A 14663-nucleotide genomic window follows, 5' to 3' on the forward strand; every position below is an offset into this window, starting at 1 on the left:
TGCATCAACCGGCCGAAGAAACGATCAGTTCTGAACGTCGAGCTTGTCGACGGTGTCGAACTCGAACTTGATCTCCTTCCAGGTCTCGAGAGCGATGGCCAGCTCAGGGCTGTGCTTACCGGCTTCCATGAGGATGTCCCGGCTTTCCTTCTCGATCTCGCGACCGGCATTGCGTGCCTTGACGCAGGCCTCGAGGGCCACACGGTTGGCAGCAGCACCTGCAGCGGAGCCCCAGGGGTGACCGTGGGTACCACCACCGAACTGCAGCACGGAGTCGTCACCGAAGATGGCGACCAGTGCAGGCATGTGCCAGACGTGGATACCGCCGGAAGCAACGGCGAACACACCAGGCATGGAACCCCAGTCCTGATCGAAGAAGTTGCCGCGGCTGCGGTCTTCGGGCACGAAGGATTCGCGCAGCTGGTCGATGTAGCCGAGGGTGGTCTGACGATCACCTTCCAGCTTGCCGACCACGGTGCCGGTGTGGAGCTGGTCACCACCAGACAGACGCAGACACTTGGCGAGAACGCGGAAGTGAATGCCGTGCTTGGGATGACGGTCGATCACCGCGTGCATGGCGCGGTGGATATGCAAGAGCATGCCGTTCTTGCGGCACCACTTCGACAGACCGGTGTTGGCTGTGAAGCCACCGGTGATGAAGTCGTGCATGACGATTGGCATTCCGAGTTCTTTGGCGAACTCAGCGCGCTCATACATCTCCTCGGGAGTGTTGGCAGTCACGTTGAGGTAGTGACCTTTGCGCTCACCGGTCTCCTGCTCGGACAGCTTGATGGCTTCCGCAACGAATTCGAAGCGGTTCTGCCAACGCTGGAAGGGCTGGGAGTTGATGTTCTCGTCGTCCTTGGTGAAGTCCAGACCGCCGCGCAGGCACTCATAGACAACGCGGCCGTAGTTCTTACCGCTCAGGCCGAGCTTCGGCTTGATGGTGCAACCCAGCAGGGGACGGCCGTACTTGTTCATCCGGTCGCGCTCGACCTGGATGCCGTTCGGCGGGCCGTAGCAGCTCTTGATGAACGCCATCGGGAAGCGGATGTCTTCCAGACGGAGGTGGCGAAGAGCCTTGAAACCGAAGACGTTGCCGACCAGGGAGGTCAGAACGTTGGTGATGGAACCCTCTTCGAACAGGTCGAGGGGGTAAGCGATGAAGGCATAGAAAGACTCCTTGTCACCAGGGACGTCTTCGATGCGGTAGCAGCGGCCTTTGTAGAAGTCGAGATCGGTAAGGAGCTCGGACCACACAGTGGACCAGGTGCCGGTGGAGGATTCAGCGGCCACAGCAGCGGCAACTTCTTCCTTGGGCACACCTTCTTGGCCGGTGCACTTGAAGCAGGCCAGCAGGTCGGTGTCGAGGGGGACGTAATCAGGAGTCCAGTAGGTATCCCTGTACTCCTTGACCCCAGCGTCGTACTTCTTGCTCATGGGAAAACTCCGTTAGGTCGGTGAAGAGGGTGAGACGTTCGCGTGCCTCGTCAGAGGCTCAGCGGAAGATCTCAGTCCTTCTGACCAAGGAAGTTGCCGTTGCCCAGTGCAGGCTCCACTTCGCGGTGGGGGCGGGCAATGATGTGAGCAGCAACCAGGCCGTCACCGACGCGCTCGCAAGCATCAGCGCCAGCACGCACTGCAGCGTTCACAGCACCGGTTTCGCCGCGCACCAGAACGGTGACGTAACCGCCACCGACGAACTCGCGACCAATCAGGCGCACTTCGGCAGCCTTGGTCATGGCATCAGCTGCCTCGATGGCGGGGACCAGACCGCGGGTCTCGATCATGCCGAGGGCGATGCCCATGGTTTCGTTAGCCATTGCCTACCGGGAAAAGAGGTGGAATGTTCGCTGGGGACATTGCTCCGCCAGAACCCTTCCCGTCAAGCGATTTGGAAGACTTTCTTGATCACTGTCCATAGTGAACTAAATAAGCTGGGCTTATCACGCAGTGCCTCACTGTTCCGGTCTGCTGTGGTGGTTCCTGTGATCACATCCGCACAAGTCGTTGTCGAGCGTGGTGAAACTCCATAGCTTCACCTGGCGACATGCTCCCAAAGCCTTGCTGAGGGGTGGAATGTTCAACCCAAATGCGTGTTGCTGGGTCGAATCCAGAGATTTTTAAGTCCTACCCCCCCAATCAGCCCGCACAATGGAGGCCCTCATTTGTCGGCCCCCTTGTCGCTTCAGCTCACCATTGCCACAGGTAACCCCACCAAGGTTGCTGAAATTGAGGCCATGCTGGGTCCGCTTCCCATCCACGTTCAGCGTCAACCCGACGATCTGGATGTTGAGGAAACAGGAAGCACCTACCGGGAAAACGCCGAGCTGAAGGCCACCGCAGCAGCACTGCGAACTCAAGGTTGGGCGCTTGCAGACGATTCCGGGCTTGAAGTTGATGCACTCCAGTGCGCTCCTGGCCTGTTCTCCGCCCGATATGCCGAAGGCAACGACGCCAAAGTTCAGAGAATCCTTGCGGAGCTTGGCCCGTCCCTTTATCGCAGCGCCTGCTTCCGCAGCACGATGGTGCTGAGCGACCCCACAGGGACGTGCCGAGCGGCGGCAGAGGGCATTTGCTGGGGTGAGCTCCTCAGCGCACCGGCCTACCCAGGTGGCGGCTTTGAATCCTTGCTCTGGGTGCGTGAAGCCCGTTGCACCTATGGCGAACTGAACCCGGCACAACTCAGCCGACTGGGCAGTCGTGGCAAAGCAGCACGAGCTCTGGCACCTCAATTACGCCAACTTCTTGGCCTGAACTGAGTTCACCGATCAGCGAGCAGAGCGATCAGCGCAATCGTGCGTTTCGGTTGACATGGTCGATGGCGCGCATCGCTGCTGCCGCCGCTTCCTCAACATCACCTTCACGCCCCGCCAGGGTGAGGCGTCCAAAGGCACCCACAGCTTTCACGTCCACCAAAGTGATATTCGAGGATTTTTCAGCCTCATTGGCAGCAATCAGCACGTACCCCGCCGGCTCAGTCTCCAGGATGAACATGCTCATCCCGGCCTCAATCATGGAACCGCGTCGGTTGAGGCGGTTGATCAACACGGCGTGGTCCGGCGTGATTGCTCGAATGACTTCGGTCCAGCTCACCTCTGCTGGAGAACGCTGCTCAATCGTGCTGCCAATCGCTTCCAGCACCACATCTCCGGAATGGAGAACGGTGCTCTGGTCGCGGTGATAGAGGGCCATCGAACCAAAAGCCCGCTCCACCACCATCTGGCCGAGGCGAACATTGCTGGCTTTCAGAGCAATGTCGGTGACGCGGTGAACCGCCATGCCCGGAGAAACCTCCATCCAGAGGCAGGCGTCTCCAGGAATGGGCAGAAATCCTTGACTCACCGACCCCATGTAGGCCGCAAGTTGAGGTTGCAGCGAGTCGATGAAGACGTGGGTGCGCAGTTCGATCGACTGCACTTGGCTGTTTTGGCGAAGCAGCCGGGGAGACTCAGAATCCGTCGTGACAACACAACTTGCCCCTCCCTGCTGGGAGGTCACCTCAGTCCCGGTGACGAGAGCACTACCGCCGCGTCGCCGCTCCCGAGCATCGAAGCTGGCAAAACGGGTCATGGCGGGGAGTGTAACGGACGAATCCTGGGCAAACGGGCCATCAAAGAGTTAAAGCCAGCGGTCTTGCACCTTGAAAGACAGCCGATACCGTCCAGAAAACCTCTCGAGATCCTGCAATGACTGAGCAGTCTTCTTTAAAACCAGTTGATCTCAACGCTGATCAGGCCCTTGGGATGGTGAGCTTCGGCCTGATGCAACGCCTCGCGCAGGATGGGCAGGTGGATCTGCCCTGGCTGGAGGCATCAGGCAATCAAGACAGAGATCGTCTGCGTCAGCTGCGTCAACGCCTAGAGCTGACTGCATTAGCCATCGAAACAGGTGCCCCCCTGACCACGGCGGAAGTGAGCATGCTTCTCGGAGCCCGACCGGGAACGGAGCGGGCGGAACGCGGCGGCCTCGTTGCCCGTCGGGTCAGCCGCAACGTTTGGCGTTTGAGCAAAACGGAGGAGAGTGACCGTTCAGAGCGTTACGACGGATTCCGCCGCCGCCTTTGATCGCAAAGCAAGCTCTGTCGGCCAGGCCTGATCCCGAAGAGTTTGCGCTGGGTTTGGCATCCAAGCCCCAATCTTTTGCAGCTTGAGGGGCGAACGTCGCATGGAGCGGCCATGGCCGGGCCCACCCTGTTAAAGGAATCAGGACCACGGGAGGTGTTCTGTGGTCTCACCTCGATCGTCTGGCTACATCGGCGCATGCCCGATGCCTTCTTTCTGGTGGTGGGATCCCGCACCTGCGCCCATCTAATCCAGAGCGCCGCTGGGGTGATGATTTTTGCCGAACCCCGTTTCGGCACCGCGATTCTCAACGAACGGGACCTGGCCGGCCTCGCCGATGCCCACGACGAACTTGATCGCGTCTGCAAGGAGCTGCTGCAACGCCGTCCCGAGATCCGCACGCTGTTTCTGGTGGGTTCTTGCCCCAGCGAAGTGATCAAGCTGGATCTAGCCCGGGCCGCCGAACGGCTGAACGACGAGCTCTCCGGCCGAGTGAGGGTGGTGAACTACTCCGGTAGCGGCATTGAAACCACCTTTACCCAGGGAGAAGACGGGGCACTGGCGGCGCTGATTCCGCTCCTCCCCGCTAGCGACGAGCGGCAGTTGCTACTGGTGGGCACCCTCGCCGATGCGGTGGAAGACAGGCTGATTCACCTGTTCCAGCGGATGGGCATCGAGACAATTCACAGCCTGCCTCCGCGGCAATCGACTGACCTGCCTGGGGTGGGAGCGGGAACCACGGTGCTACTCACCCAACCCTTTCTCACCGAAACCGCACGCTTGCTGAGCGATCGCGGCGCCACGGTGCTCACGGCCCCATTTCCCCTGGGAGCCGAAGGCAGTCGCCGTTGGATGGAGGCTGCTGCCAATGCCTTCCATCTCCCGGACGAGCGAATCGCCGCAGTGCTCGATCCTTTGATGGAACGGGCCCAAAGCGCCCTGGCCCGCCACCGCGCCGTGCTGGAGGGCAAGCGGATCTTTCTTCTCCCGGAATCCCAACTCGAACTGCCCTTAGCCCGGTTCCTGCAACGCGAATGCGGCATGGAGTTGGTGGAGGTGGGAACGCCTTATCTGAACCGTGAACAGATGGCCGCTGAGCTGGCCTTGCTCCCCGACGACACACCGGTGATGGAGGGGCAGCACGTGGAGCAACAGCTGGACCGGGTGCGCGCCAGCCAACCGGACCTTGTTGTCTGTGGCATGGGCCTCGCCAATCCGCTCGAGGCCGAAGGCATCGCCACCAAATGGTCGATCGAATTGGTGTTCAGCCCGATTCACGGCATCGACCAAGCCGGAGACCTGGCGGAACTGTTTTCCAGACCGTTGCGTCGCCGGCAAATGATTCGACCCGGTCTACATCCGAGCAACCCCGACCAAACCGTGCACGCCTGATCCCATGCAACTAACGCTCTGGACCTATGAAGGGCCACCCCATGTGGGGGCCATGCGCATCGCCGCCTCGATGAATGGCGTGCACTACGTGCTCCATGCCCCCCAGGGGGACACCTACGCCGACCTGCTGTTCACGATGATTGAGCGGCGCGGGCAACGTCCGCCGGTCACCTACACCACCTTCCAGGCCCGAGATCTCGGGGGTGACACCGCAGAACTGGTGAAACGGCATGTGCGCGAAGCCGTGGACCGCTTCCAACCCGATGCCCTGCTGGTGGGTGAGAGTTGCACCGCGGAGTTGATTCAGGATCAACCGGGCGCCCTGGCCCAGGGCATGGATCTGACCATGCCGGTCGTGAATCTTGAGCTGCCGGCCTACAGCAAGAAGGAGAACTGGGGAGCTGCGGAGACCTTCTATCAATTAATCCGCAACCTGCTCAAAGCGCAGGCCCCGACAGACATCAACCATGCCCCCCAGGCATGGAAACAGGAGGGCCGTCGACCCCGGGTGAACCTGCTGGGGCCGTCTCTGCTCGGTTTCCGCTGCCGCGACGACGTACTGGAGGTGCAGAAGCTGCTCACCTTGCACGGCATCGATGTGGGCGTTGTGGCACCGCTCGGTGCAGGGGTGGACGATCTGAAGCGCATCCCCGATGCCGATCTGAACGTTTGCCTCTATCCGGAGGTGGCCGAATCCACCTGCAGCTGGCTGGAGCGCAACTTCGGCATGCCCTTCAGTCGAACGGTACCGATCGGTGTGGGCGCCACCCACGATTTCCTCGTCGAAGTGCACACCCTGCTGGGGCTCGAGGCACCCGCTGCTGACGAGGGCTACAAACGCTCACGCTTGCCTTGGTATTCGGAGTCTGTGGACTCCACTTACCTCACCGGCAAGCGGGTATTCATTTTCGGCGACGGCAGCCATGCCATTGCAGCAGCACGGATCTGCAGCCAAGAACTGGGCTTCAGCGTCGTGGGGCTGGGAACCTATAGCCGGGAGATGGCCAGGCCCGTCCGGGCAGCCGCCAAGGCCCTGGGTCTGGAGGCCTTGATCTGTGACGACTACCTAGAAGTGGAAGCCGCCATGGCCGAGGCAGCGCCAGAACTGGTGCTCGGAACACAAATGGAACGACACAGCGCCAAGCGGCTGGGGATTCCCTGCTCCGTGATCAGCACGCCGATGCATGTTCAAGACGTGCCGGCCCGGATGAGCCCCCAAATGGGCTGGGAAGGGGCAAACGTGATCTTCGACGACTGGGTGCATCCGCTGATGATGGGACTAGAGGAACACCTGATCGGAATGTTCCGCCACGACTTCGAATTCGTGGATGGCCACCAGAGCCATTTGGGCCATGCCGGTGGTGCCGGAGCAGCCGACATCTCCGCATTGAGCGACGTCCCGGAGGACGGCCAAGATTGTCTGCAATGGACAGCCGATGGGGAAGCCGAACTGAAGAAGATCCCCTTCTTCGTACGGGGCAAGGTGCGTCGCAACACCGAGGCTTACGCCCGCGATGTGGGCTGCCGGGAGATCAGCAGCGAAACGCTCTATGACGCCAAAGCCCACTTCAAGGCATGAGCAATTGCACTCATTTCTTTTTATTTAATTGAAAGAAATTCTGCTCTTGCCACCTAGCCAAGGGCCAGATCTTTCATTTCTTAGTGAAAACCAACCACTGCACATCTGCTGCTGTTGAATGAAAATGACTTCTCTTGCACAGGTCGCTGAATGACCACGACTCTGACGCGACCGGCGGACGGCGAAGGCAGTGTTCAGGTCCACCAGGACCCGGAAATGAACATCCAGGAGGAGACCCTGGTGATTGCCGTCTACGGCAAAGGTGGAATCGGCAAATCCACCACCTCATCGAACCTGTCAGCCGCCTTCTCAAAACTGGGCAAGCGGGTGCTTCAGATCGGCTGCGACCCCAAGCACGACAGCACCTTCACCCTCACCCACAAGATGGTGCCGACGGTGATCGACATCCTCGAGGAGGTGGACTTCCACAGCGAAGAGCTGCGACCGGAGGATTTCGTCTTCACCGGCTTCAATGGGGTGCAGTGCGTTGAGAGTGGTGGCCCACCGGCGGGCACGGGCTGCGGCGGTTACGTGACCGGACAGACCGTGAAGCTGCTCAAGGAGCATCATCTTCTGGAAGACACCGATGTGGTGATCTTCGATGTACTCGGCGATGTGGTGTGTGGTGGCTTTGCCGCCCCGCTACAACACGCCAACTACTGCCTGATCGTGACGGCCAACGATTTCGATTCGATCTTCGCGATGAATCGCATCGTTCAGGCGATTCAGGCCAAAGCCAAGAACTACAAGGTGAGGCTGGGCGGCGTCGTGGCGAACCGCTCTGCTGACACTGATCAGATCGACAAGTTCAACGAACGCACCGGCCTGCGCACCATGGCCCATTTCAGGGATGTGGATGCAATTCGTCGGTCGAGGCTGAAAAAATGCACCATCTTTGAAATGGATGATGACGATGAGGCAGTGAAAGCTGTGCGCAATGAATACCTGCGGTTAGCCCAGAACATGCTCGACAAGGTGGAGCCCTTGGAGGCCGTATCCCTCAAAGACCGCGAAATCTTCGACCTGCTGGGCTTCGACTGAAGAGATTATTTCTGCGTCCTGAAGCAATAAAACCAGCCCAACGTGGCCATTTAACTTCAGCCCTTCCTGGAGTGTGATCCTGAATGTGATTGCACTCCAGAGAAATAAATCGAATGTCTAGGCAACGACCACCTCAATCAAACCACCTCTCCGAGCCTCATCGCCTGGATAGAGAGCCGATACGAGCAAGCAAGTTTTAGCCCCCTGCAAATCAGGCTCAGGCCAAACCCACCAAGGCCATCGAGAGCTCCCACACCCGCCGGGCCGTCTCCGGATCCGTGGCCTTGTCGGACAGTTCCTGACTGAATTGCTCTCCGTCCTTCTTCTGGCGGTTGCCCCAGCTCCAGTGCACACCGGATTCAGCAAAGTCGGGATTGGCCACTACATCTGCCACCCGTTCTCCGGCCAAAGCCTGGGAGACGTAGCCGCCAGTGATGTTCTTCTGGAACCAGGGAAAGATCGTCTGAAAGGCCTTGGGCGTGTTGCGGAACAACGGGGTATCCGCCACGCAGCCGGGGTAGAGCGAGGTGAAGGTGATTCCTGTATCTCCGTGCAGGCGGCGGTGCAGCTCCTGGGTGGTGATCATGTTGCAGAGCTTGCTGTCTTTGTAAGCCTTGCCGGGCTTGAACGGCTTGCCACTGGCCATGGCGATGGGGTCTTTGAAACCGCCCTCAAACCCGGAGAGATCCCCCAGATCCGCCGGCGCAGGGATGGGAATCTTGCCCCCCAGCTCCTTGGAGTTGGCGGTCACGGTGCCCAGGATCACCACACGCTTGGAGGGGTGGGTGGACGTCTTGAGCCGACCCAACAGCAGCTGCACCAGCAGAAAATGACCAAAATGGTTGGTGGCCATCGAGATCTCGTAACCCTGGGGAGAGCGCTCCGGCTGCTTCAGTTTCGGTTTGTAGACCGCCGCATTGCAGACCAAGGCATCCAACCGCTCGGGCAAGACATCAACCGCTCGGCGCACACTGTCGAGATCACCCAGATCCATCAACACGTGCTGAAGCCGCTCCTTGGGGAGGTCCAGCTCATCAGCGGCAGCCGCTGCTCGCTGCGGACTGCGATTGGCAGTGATCACCGTCCAGCCCCGCTTCACCAGAGCGCGCGTGGCATTCAGGCCGACACCTGATGTGGTGCCGGTGATCAGAACGGTGCCGGGCGTGGACATCAAGACAGGGTCAGGAAGGTTGTCAGTCTGCCGGTCAGCACTCAATCCCAACACCGCTGGTCACGAATCTCAGCGCCAGATCACACGTAAGCGATTGGGGCCGATCCACTGATCCTGCTCGCTGATCAGGCGCTTCTCTCCTCCAATACTGAACAGACGATCGAACCGCTGCTGCAGCGTGTCCAATTTGGCCGTCTCGATCGACACCACCGCCGAGATTTCACTGTGACGGTCCATCCGTTCCTGATAGGCCACCGACAGGCGGATCAAGCTCACACAGCCCAACAAAACAAGACCTGCCTTGGCAGCCAGGGCGAGAAGGCTGCACTGCAGTTCTTGTTGGTCGGTCTGTCGCTGAATTGCTGCAGCCATGGTGGCTGCATCAGTGCGGGGAGCTGAACTTTGAGCCTGACTGGCGGTCACCGCATCAGCACGAACATCCGCTTTTAACGCAATCCGTTGACGGTGCCAAGACCAGCTCCACGCCCGTTGATATCACGAGCCGATTGAAATCAGGCTTCGTAGAGGCTGATGGAGAGACGCAGGGCCAGAACAGCGGCATGGGCAGCCACCACGAGGGCAATGAACACCTCAGGTGCAGAGAGAAGGGTTTCCATGGGAACCATGCATCAAACGCTCCCATTCTTCTCCGAGGGAGGGGCTGCAGGCCATCATTCGCAAAGGCCTGTCACACCAGCCCATGGATTCGGTTCTGATCGATGCCCCTGCAATCCGGTCGTTGGATCTGCGGCCGCTGGAGATATGGAGCGATCAGCCGCTGAACACACTGCTCGGCCAAGGGCCAGTGCTCGAGCTCCGTTTCGACTGGCCCCGAGCCCAGGATGACCCGCGCGAACTACCGGAATGTCCGGAACCTCGCCTCTGGGCCCTGCGGGCGGATGCACGGTTCCCTTGGCTGCCACTGTTGCTTGAACGCGACCAGGGCAGCCTGATCCGCCATGTTGCCCTGGTAGTGCCCCACAGTTTCAGCCGCAGCGAAGGCCTGCGTTTTGATCCTGAGGCCTTGGAGCTCTGGGTGACGCATCGCTTGATGCTGCTGGACGACCTCTGCCAACAGCAGCTGGGACGGCCGATGCGAGGCAACCTCTCCCAGATGGCCGCAGCCCTGGGTTATGAGCTCGATGCAGGGTTCTGGTCATTACTGAACTGAACAGTTGGCCATTCAGCTCAGCAAGAGCTGCAGGGCCCTCCTTGAGCTGTCGATCGCCAGGATGATGGCGAGAGCCTTCAGGCAGCGCACCAGAAGAGCTGCATCAAATTGATCGAGACGGCTGGCTGCCCACTGGGCGGCAATGGCCGCCACCCCACCCAGCAGCAACCCCATCAGAGGAACCCCGCGGCCCTCATGCAGGAACTGCAGAGACGCTGCGCTGGCTGAACAGAGCACCGCTACCGTGCTGAGCCGCACGGCCTGATGAATCGGCACGGATAAAGGACCGCTCATCAGCGGCACCATCACCAGCCCCCCGCCTAGGCCCAACATCCCGGCGGTCCAGCCGGCGATGCAACCCACACCAGCCAACTGCGGTGCTCTGCTGTCATCAACGTCCTCGCTTGCGTCTTCCTCGGCCCGTTCCCGAACGCAGAACGCCAGCACGATGTACATCAAGGTCTGCATCGCCAACAGCATCCATCCCGCCGCAAAGCCAGCCAGGCCACCGAACAACAGGGCCGAGCCAAAGGCCGCCAAGCCGATGGCGAGCCCGGGCCGTGTCGGTACCCGCCCTTGGCGCAGGTGAGTGATGGTGCCCGCCAGTGCCGTGGGCACAATGGCGAAACTGCTGGTGGCCAGGGCCTGATGGGGCGGGAGATCGAGCCAGAGCAGGAGCGGGGCAAAGATCAAGCCGCCGCCAATCCCCAACAGCCCGGCCAAGCCGCCCGCCAGAAGCCCAAGGGCAATCAGGATCGGCACATCCCACCAGGGCACCATGGCGTGCGATCGATGCTTTCCTCCAGCATGCCCGCAACCGGGCGTCTGCTTCCCACCCAGCAAGCGGATGGACACACCCAGATGGCCTTGGATGCCTGGCTTCTAAAGCGATGCAACGGCCCGGCATTGCGCTTTTACCGCTGGGATGGACCCTGGCTCTCGCTGGGACGCCATCAACGCCAGTGGCCTGACCACTGGAATGAACTGGCCCGCCGCGGCCGCCTCAGCCTGGTGCGCCGCCCCAGCGGCGGCCAAGCGGTGCTGCATGCCGGCGGTCTCACCTACGCCTTGATCTGGCCTGATGCACCACGACGTCGCCAGGAGGCCTACCGCCAGGCCTGTCAGTGGTTGGTTGATGGCTTCAAGGGACTCGGTCTACCGCTGCACTTCGGATCCGACCCGGCTGGAGCCGAAGCCAGCAACTGTTTCGCCAGTGCAACGGTGGCCGACCTGGTGGATGGATCCGGAGTCAAACGGGTCGGCAGCGCCCAGCGCTGGCAGAACGGTCGTCTGCTTCAGCACGGAGAAATCCTGCTGGATCCGCCCGCCGACCTTTGGTCTGAGGTGTTTGGGGAAGCGGCACCGGCAGTAGCCCCGATGCAGATCAGCCGACTGGATCTGGATCAGCAGCTACGCCAGAGCATGATTCAGTCGTGGCCTGACTTCTGTTGGCAAATGCAGCCCCTGAACACCAAAGAAGTTCAGGAGTTGGACGACGAACTGGCGTCCTGGTCGTAGCTCTGAGCCTGCATCGTCTGGACCATTTGAGGGAGCATCGCCAGCCCCAGGGGATAGCCATTGCGCTTGCGCGCTTCCTCAAGGATCGCGGAGGGGAGGCTCACCCCCAGACGCTTCAGCACCGCATCCCCCACATCCATACGATCGAGAGTGCCGGAGGGAAGCCCCGCAGCACTCATCACCAGAAGGCGTCCCTGGGATGCCTTCTCAACGGCCGGCACCGCTTCCACCAGAGAGGCGGAACACACGATTGAGGGCAGTTCAGAGAGGGGGCGCAGATGATCCTCGAGTCGCTGCTGGTCCCATTGCTGCACCGGCAAGAGCTTCAATGGCTGATCGTCAATCCAGCCCACCCAACGACCGCTCTTACAGACGAGCACCCAATCGGCGGGTCCCTCCCCCTCGCTGGCGGTTAGCCGCACCTGGCTGAGGCGCCGCAACGTCTGATCCGCCTCCAGCACGCGAAAGCGTCGGCCCGCCGCGGCCTCCACTTTCAACTCCCGCAGCACGTTCTGCAACTGCAGCATCTGGGTCTGACTGCGGTTGGCACTCAGCCCGAACCAGCCGATCAACATCAGCAGGATCCCGTTGATCCCCCAGCCCTGCCAGAGCAGGACACCGCCCATCAGAATCATCAAAATCGACAAGGCCCGCCCGGACGCCGACGCCACCTGAACGCCCTTCTGCTGACTGCCACTGATCTGCCAGACCAAGGCCTTCAGGATCAGCCCGCCATCGAGAGGAAGACCTGGCAGGAGATTGAACAGACCCAGCATCAAGTTGAGCAACCCCACCTGGCTCAACAGCTGCGTCGCCAAGGGCTGGGTGTCGGAGAGAGCTGCAGCACCCACCAGCATCCCGAAGGCCAGCAAAAGGCTCACAATCGGGCCAGCAGCAGCAATGCGCAGATTGCCCATCGCTGTGGGGCATTCCTTTTCAACCCGGGCAATACCGCCCAGATGAAACAGGGTGATGCTCAAGACCTTCACCCCTTCCCGCAGGGCCATCAGGGCATGACCCAGCTCATGCAGCAGCACGGAGCTAAACAGCAGCAAGGTTGTTAGAAAAGCCAGACCCCAGCTGGCTGTTTCCGAGGTCGTGGCGGCATATCGAGATTGGAACAACGTGGTGAAGATCGCCACAGCGAACAACCAGCTGGGCTGGAGCCGCAATGGAATTCCGCCGATTTTGAGCAACTGCCAGCCCTCTCCCACCGCCAATTCCGTCGTGTGCCGCTGTCGCGGGCTGTCATCCACGATCCTAGGGAGAGCAATCGATGCAGCCCTTGCGTGATCCCCGCCCCACTCCAGACCTCAAGATCTGTGGGATCACCGACCTTGAGCAAGCACTCGCCATTGCGCGCATGGGCGTACAGGCGATTGGCGTGATCGGCGTTGAAGACACCCCGCGCTACGTCGAACCATCCCAACGCAGGGCTTTGTTCAGTGTGCTCGAGGAGCAGCATCCGCCACTGCATCGGGTTTGGGTTGTCGCAGATCCCGACGATGCGGCTCTTGAGGAAGCGCTGAGCGGTGCAGGCCAGCCCTCCGTGGTGCAGCTCCACGGCAGCGAATCAAGCGATCGCTGCCAGATCTTGAAACAGCGCTATCCCCAGCAGCAGTGGTGGAAAGCGTTGCGGGTGCGCGAGCCCGACGATCTCAAGCAGCTCGAGCACTACGACACCCATATGGACGCCTTGCTCCTCGATGCCTGGAGCTCCGATCAACTGGGCGGCACCGGCCACCGGTTGCCCCTCGATTGGCTCAGTGAGACAGTGCTATCAGTGCCGTGGTGGTTGGCCGGGGGCGTGAGTGCGGAGTGGGTTCCAGAACTGCTCAGCAGAGTGAACCCTCAAGGTCTGGATGCCTCGAGCCGACTCGAAGAACGACCTGGATGGAAAAACCTCGACAAGGTTAAGGCCCTTGTCGAGGCAGTACATCAGGGTTGATTCAGACCTGATCAGGTGCTGAGCAGCGCTTCTTGCTGACGCACTAGCTCGAAGAACTCCTGCTTGAGGCTTGGATCGTGGCGGAAATCACCGCGCACAACCGAGTTCACCATGCTGGTTTGGGGCTCCTTCACACCACGCCATTTCATGCAGTAGTGCTGAGCCTTGATGATGATGCCAAGCCCCTGAGGCTCGCAGAGCTTCTCAATTTCATCGGCAAGGATCATCACCGCTTCCTCCTGGATGTGCGGGCGAGAAAACACCCAGTCGGCCACACGCGTGAACTTGGAAAGACCGATCACCCGAGCTCCAGGCTTGATCCCGATCCAGCAGTTGCCCATGATCGGCACCAAGTGGTGGGAGCAGGCGGAGCGCACCGTGATCGGACCAACGGTGTAGATCTCATCCAGCTGCTTCACATTGGGGAAGCTGGCCACTTTGGGTTGCTGGTGGTAGCGCCCTTTGAACACTTCCTGCAGGTACATCTTGGCGACCCGCTCGGCCGTCTCATGGGTGTTGTGATCGTTATCGATATCGATCACGAGGCTGCGCAGCAGGTCGCGAACCTTGTCTGCAACTTCAACCTGCAACTGATCCAGCTCTCCGGGGTGGAGGTGATCAGCAATGTTGTCGTTGGCCAGGAAGGAAACGCCAGATTCGACCAACCGTTCACGAATACGGGCTGAGACCTGGGGGTTTAAGAGCTTATTGCCGTTGCCGTTGGAAACGCCGTTGGAAACGCCGTTGGAAACGAAAGGGACTGTAGTGGTCATGGTGTT

The 14663-nt window shown here is 60.5% G+C and carries 17 protein-coding genes; 8 read left to right on the forward strand and 9 right to left on the reverse strand.

Going from position 1 to position 14663, the window contains the following annotated elements; all coding sequences use genetic code 11:
* Positions 1–24 precede the first annotated feature (24 nt).
* On the reverse strand, positions 25–1440 hold the full coding sequence (locus tag FZX13_RS05605) for a form I ribulose bisphosphate carboxylase large subunit (protein ID WP_115023888.1): 1416 nt from the start codon (positions 1438–1440) through the stop codon (positions 25–27).
* A 71-nt stretch (positions 1441–1511) separates the two neighbouring features.
* A complete protein-coding gene (locus FZX13_RS05610) occupies positions 1512–1823 on the reverse strand; it encodes a BMC domain-containing protein (protein WP_006169870.1) in 312 nt (103 codons plus the stop codon).
* Positions 1824–2180: 357 nt separating this feature from the next.
* Here FZX13_RS05610 and FZX13_RS05615 point away from each other — a divergent pair, with 357 nt between their 5' ends.
* Positions 2181–2762 (forward strand): non-canonical purine NTP pyrophosphatase, encoded by a 582-nt coding sequence (locus FZX13_RS05615; RefSeq protein WP_226398819.1) that lies wholly within the window; start codon positions 2181–2183, stop codon positions 2760–2762.
* A 25-nt stretch (positions 2763–2787) separates the two neighbouring features.
* Here FZX13_RS05615 and FZX13_RS05620 read toward each other — a convergent pair whose 3' ends face one another.
* A complete protein-coding gene (locus FZX13_RS05620; protein ID WP_115023891.1) occupies positions 2788–3573 on the reverse strand; it encodes a BMC domain-containing protein in 786 nt (261 codons plus the stop codon).
* Positions 3574–3689: 116 nt separating this feature from the next.
* Here FZX13_RS05620 and FZX13_RS05625 point away from each other — a divergent pair, with 116 nt between their 5' ends.
* The 4 genes from FZX13_RS05625 to bchL all read left to right on the forward strand — a co-directional run bounded on the left by FZX13_RS05625 (position 3690) and on the right by bchL (position 8076).
* Positions 3690–4067 (forward strand): hypothetical protein, encoded by a 378-nt coding sequence (locus FZX13_RS05625; protein WP_115023893.1) that lies wholly within the window; start codon positions 3690–3692, stop codon positions 4065–4067.
* A 111-nt stretch (positions 4068–4178) separates the two neighbouring features.
* On the forward strand, positions 4179–5456 hold the full coding sequence (locus FZX13_RS05630; RefSeq protein WP_115023895.1) for a ferredoxin:protochlorophyllide reductase (ATP-dependent) subunit N: 1278 nt from the start codon (positions 4179–4181) through the stop codon (positions 5454–5456).
* A gap of 4 nt (positions 5457–5460) precedes the next feature.
* Positions 5461–7035, forward strand: coding sequence for a ferredoxin:protochlorophyllide reductase (ATP-dependent) subunit B (locus FZX13_RS05635; protein ID WP_226408078.1), 1575 nt, complete (start codon positions 5461–5463; stop codon positions 7033–7035).
* A gap of 150 nt (positions 7036–7185) precedes the next feature.
* Complete coding sequence (bchL, locus tag FZX13_RS05640; RefSeq protein ID WP_226408080.1) at positions 7186–8076, forward strand: ferredoxin:protochlorophyllide reductase (ATP-dependent) iron-sulfur ATP-binding protein; 891 nt, start codon at positions 7186–7188, stop codon at positions 8074–8076.
* 217 nt (positions 8077–8293) lie between these two features.
* Here bchL and FZX13_RS05645 read toward each other — a convergent pair whose 3' ends face one another.
* From FZX13_RS05645 to psaM, 3 genes are all read right to left on the reverse strand, one after another.
* A complete protein-coding gene (locus FZX13_RS05645) occupies positions 8294–9247 on the reverse strand; it encodes a protochlorophyllide reductase (RefSeq protein ID WP_226408082.1) in 954 nt (317 codons plus the stop codon).
* Between the two features lie 69 nt (positions 9248–9316).
* On the reverse strand, positions 9317–9619 hold the full coding sequence (locus tag FZX13_RS05650; RefSeq protein ID WP_115024328.1) for a hypothetical protein: 303 nt from the start codon (positions 9617–9619) through the stop codon (positions 9317–9319).
* A gap of 140 nt (positions 9620–9759) precedes the next feature.
* Entirely contained in the window at positions 9760–9864 is a 105-nt protein-coding gene (gene psaM / locus FZX13_RS05655; protein ID WP_170951253.1) for a photosystem I reaction center subunit XII, read from the reverse strand.
* Between the two features lie 83 nt (positions 9865–9947).
* Here psaM and FZX13_RS05660 point away from each other — a divergent pair, with 83 nt between their 5' ends.
* Positions 9948–10418, forward strand: coding sequence for a CRR6 family NdhI maturation factor (locus FZX13_RS05660; protein ID WP_115023902.1), 471 nt, complete (start codon positions 9948–9950; stop codon positions 10416–10418).
* A gap of 12 nt (positions 10419–10430) precedes the next feature.
* Here the strand turns inward: FZX13_RS05660 and FZX13_RS05665 are convergent, their stop codons facing one another.
* Positions 10431–11198, reverse strand: coding sequence for a sulfite exporter TauE/SafE family protein (locus tag FZX13_RS05665; RefSeq protein ID WP_226408084.1), 768 nt, complete (start codon positions 11196–11198; stop codon positions 10431–10433).
* Positions 11199–11225: 27 nt separating this feature from the next.
* Here FZX13_RS05665 and FZX13_RS05670 point away from each other — a divergent pair, with 27 nt between their 5' ends.
* Positions 11226–11936 (forward strand): lipoate--protein ligase family protein, encoded by a 711-nt coding sequence (locus tag FZX13_RS05670; protein ID WP_226408095.1) that lies wholly within the window; start codon positions 11226–11228, stop codon positions 11934–11936.
* Here FZX13_RS05670 and FZX13_RS05675 read toward each other — a convergent pair.
* Positions 11900–13150, reverse strand: a complete 1251-nt coding sequence (locus FZX13_RS05675) for a site-2 protease family protein (RefSeq protein ID WP_226408312.1) — start codon at positions 13148–13150, stop codon at positions 11900–11902. The two genes, FZX13_RS05670 and FZX13_RS05675, sit on opposite strands and share 37 nt — an antisense overlap.
* A gap of 62 nt (positions 13151–13212) precedes the next feature.
* Between FZX13_RS05675 and FZX13_RS05680 the strand changes: the two genes are divergently transcribed.
* Complete coding sequence (locus FZX13_RS05680; RefSeq protein WP_226408097.1) at positions 13213–13884, forward strand: phosphoribosylanthranilate isomerase; 672 nt, start codon at positions 13213–13215, stop codon at positions 13882–13884.
* 11 nt (positions 13885–13895) lie between these two features.
* On the opposite strand, the gene folE is transcribed toward FZX13_RS05680, so the two are convergent.
* Positions 13896–14657 (reverse strand): GTP cyclohydrolase I, encoded by a 762-nt coding sequence (gene folE / locus FZX13_RS05685; RefSeq protein ID WP_226408099.1) that lies wholly within the window; start codon positions 14655–14657, stop codon positions 13896–13898.
* Positions 14658–14663 lie beyond the last annotated feature (6 nt).

The organism is Synechococcus sp. MU1625, assembly GCF_020514205.1.
Classification (GTDB): domain Bacteria; phylum Cyanobacteriota; class Cyanobacteriia; order PCC-6307; family Cyanobiaceae; genus Parasynechococcus.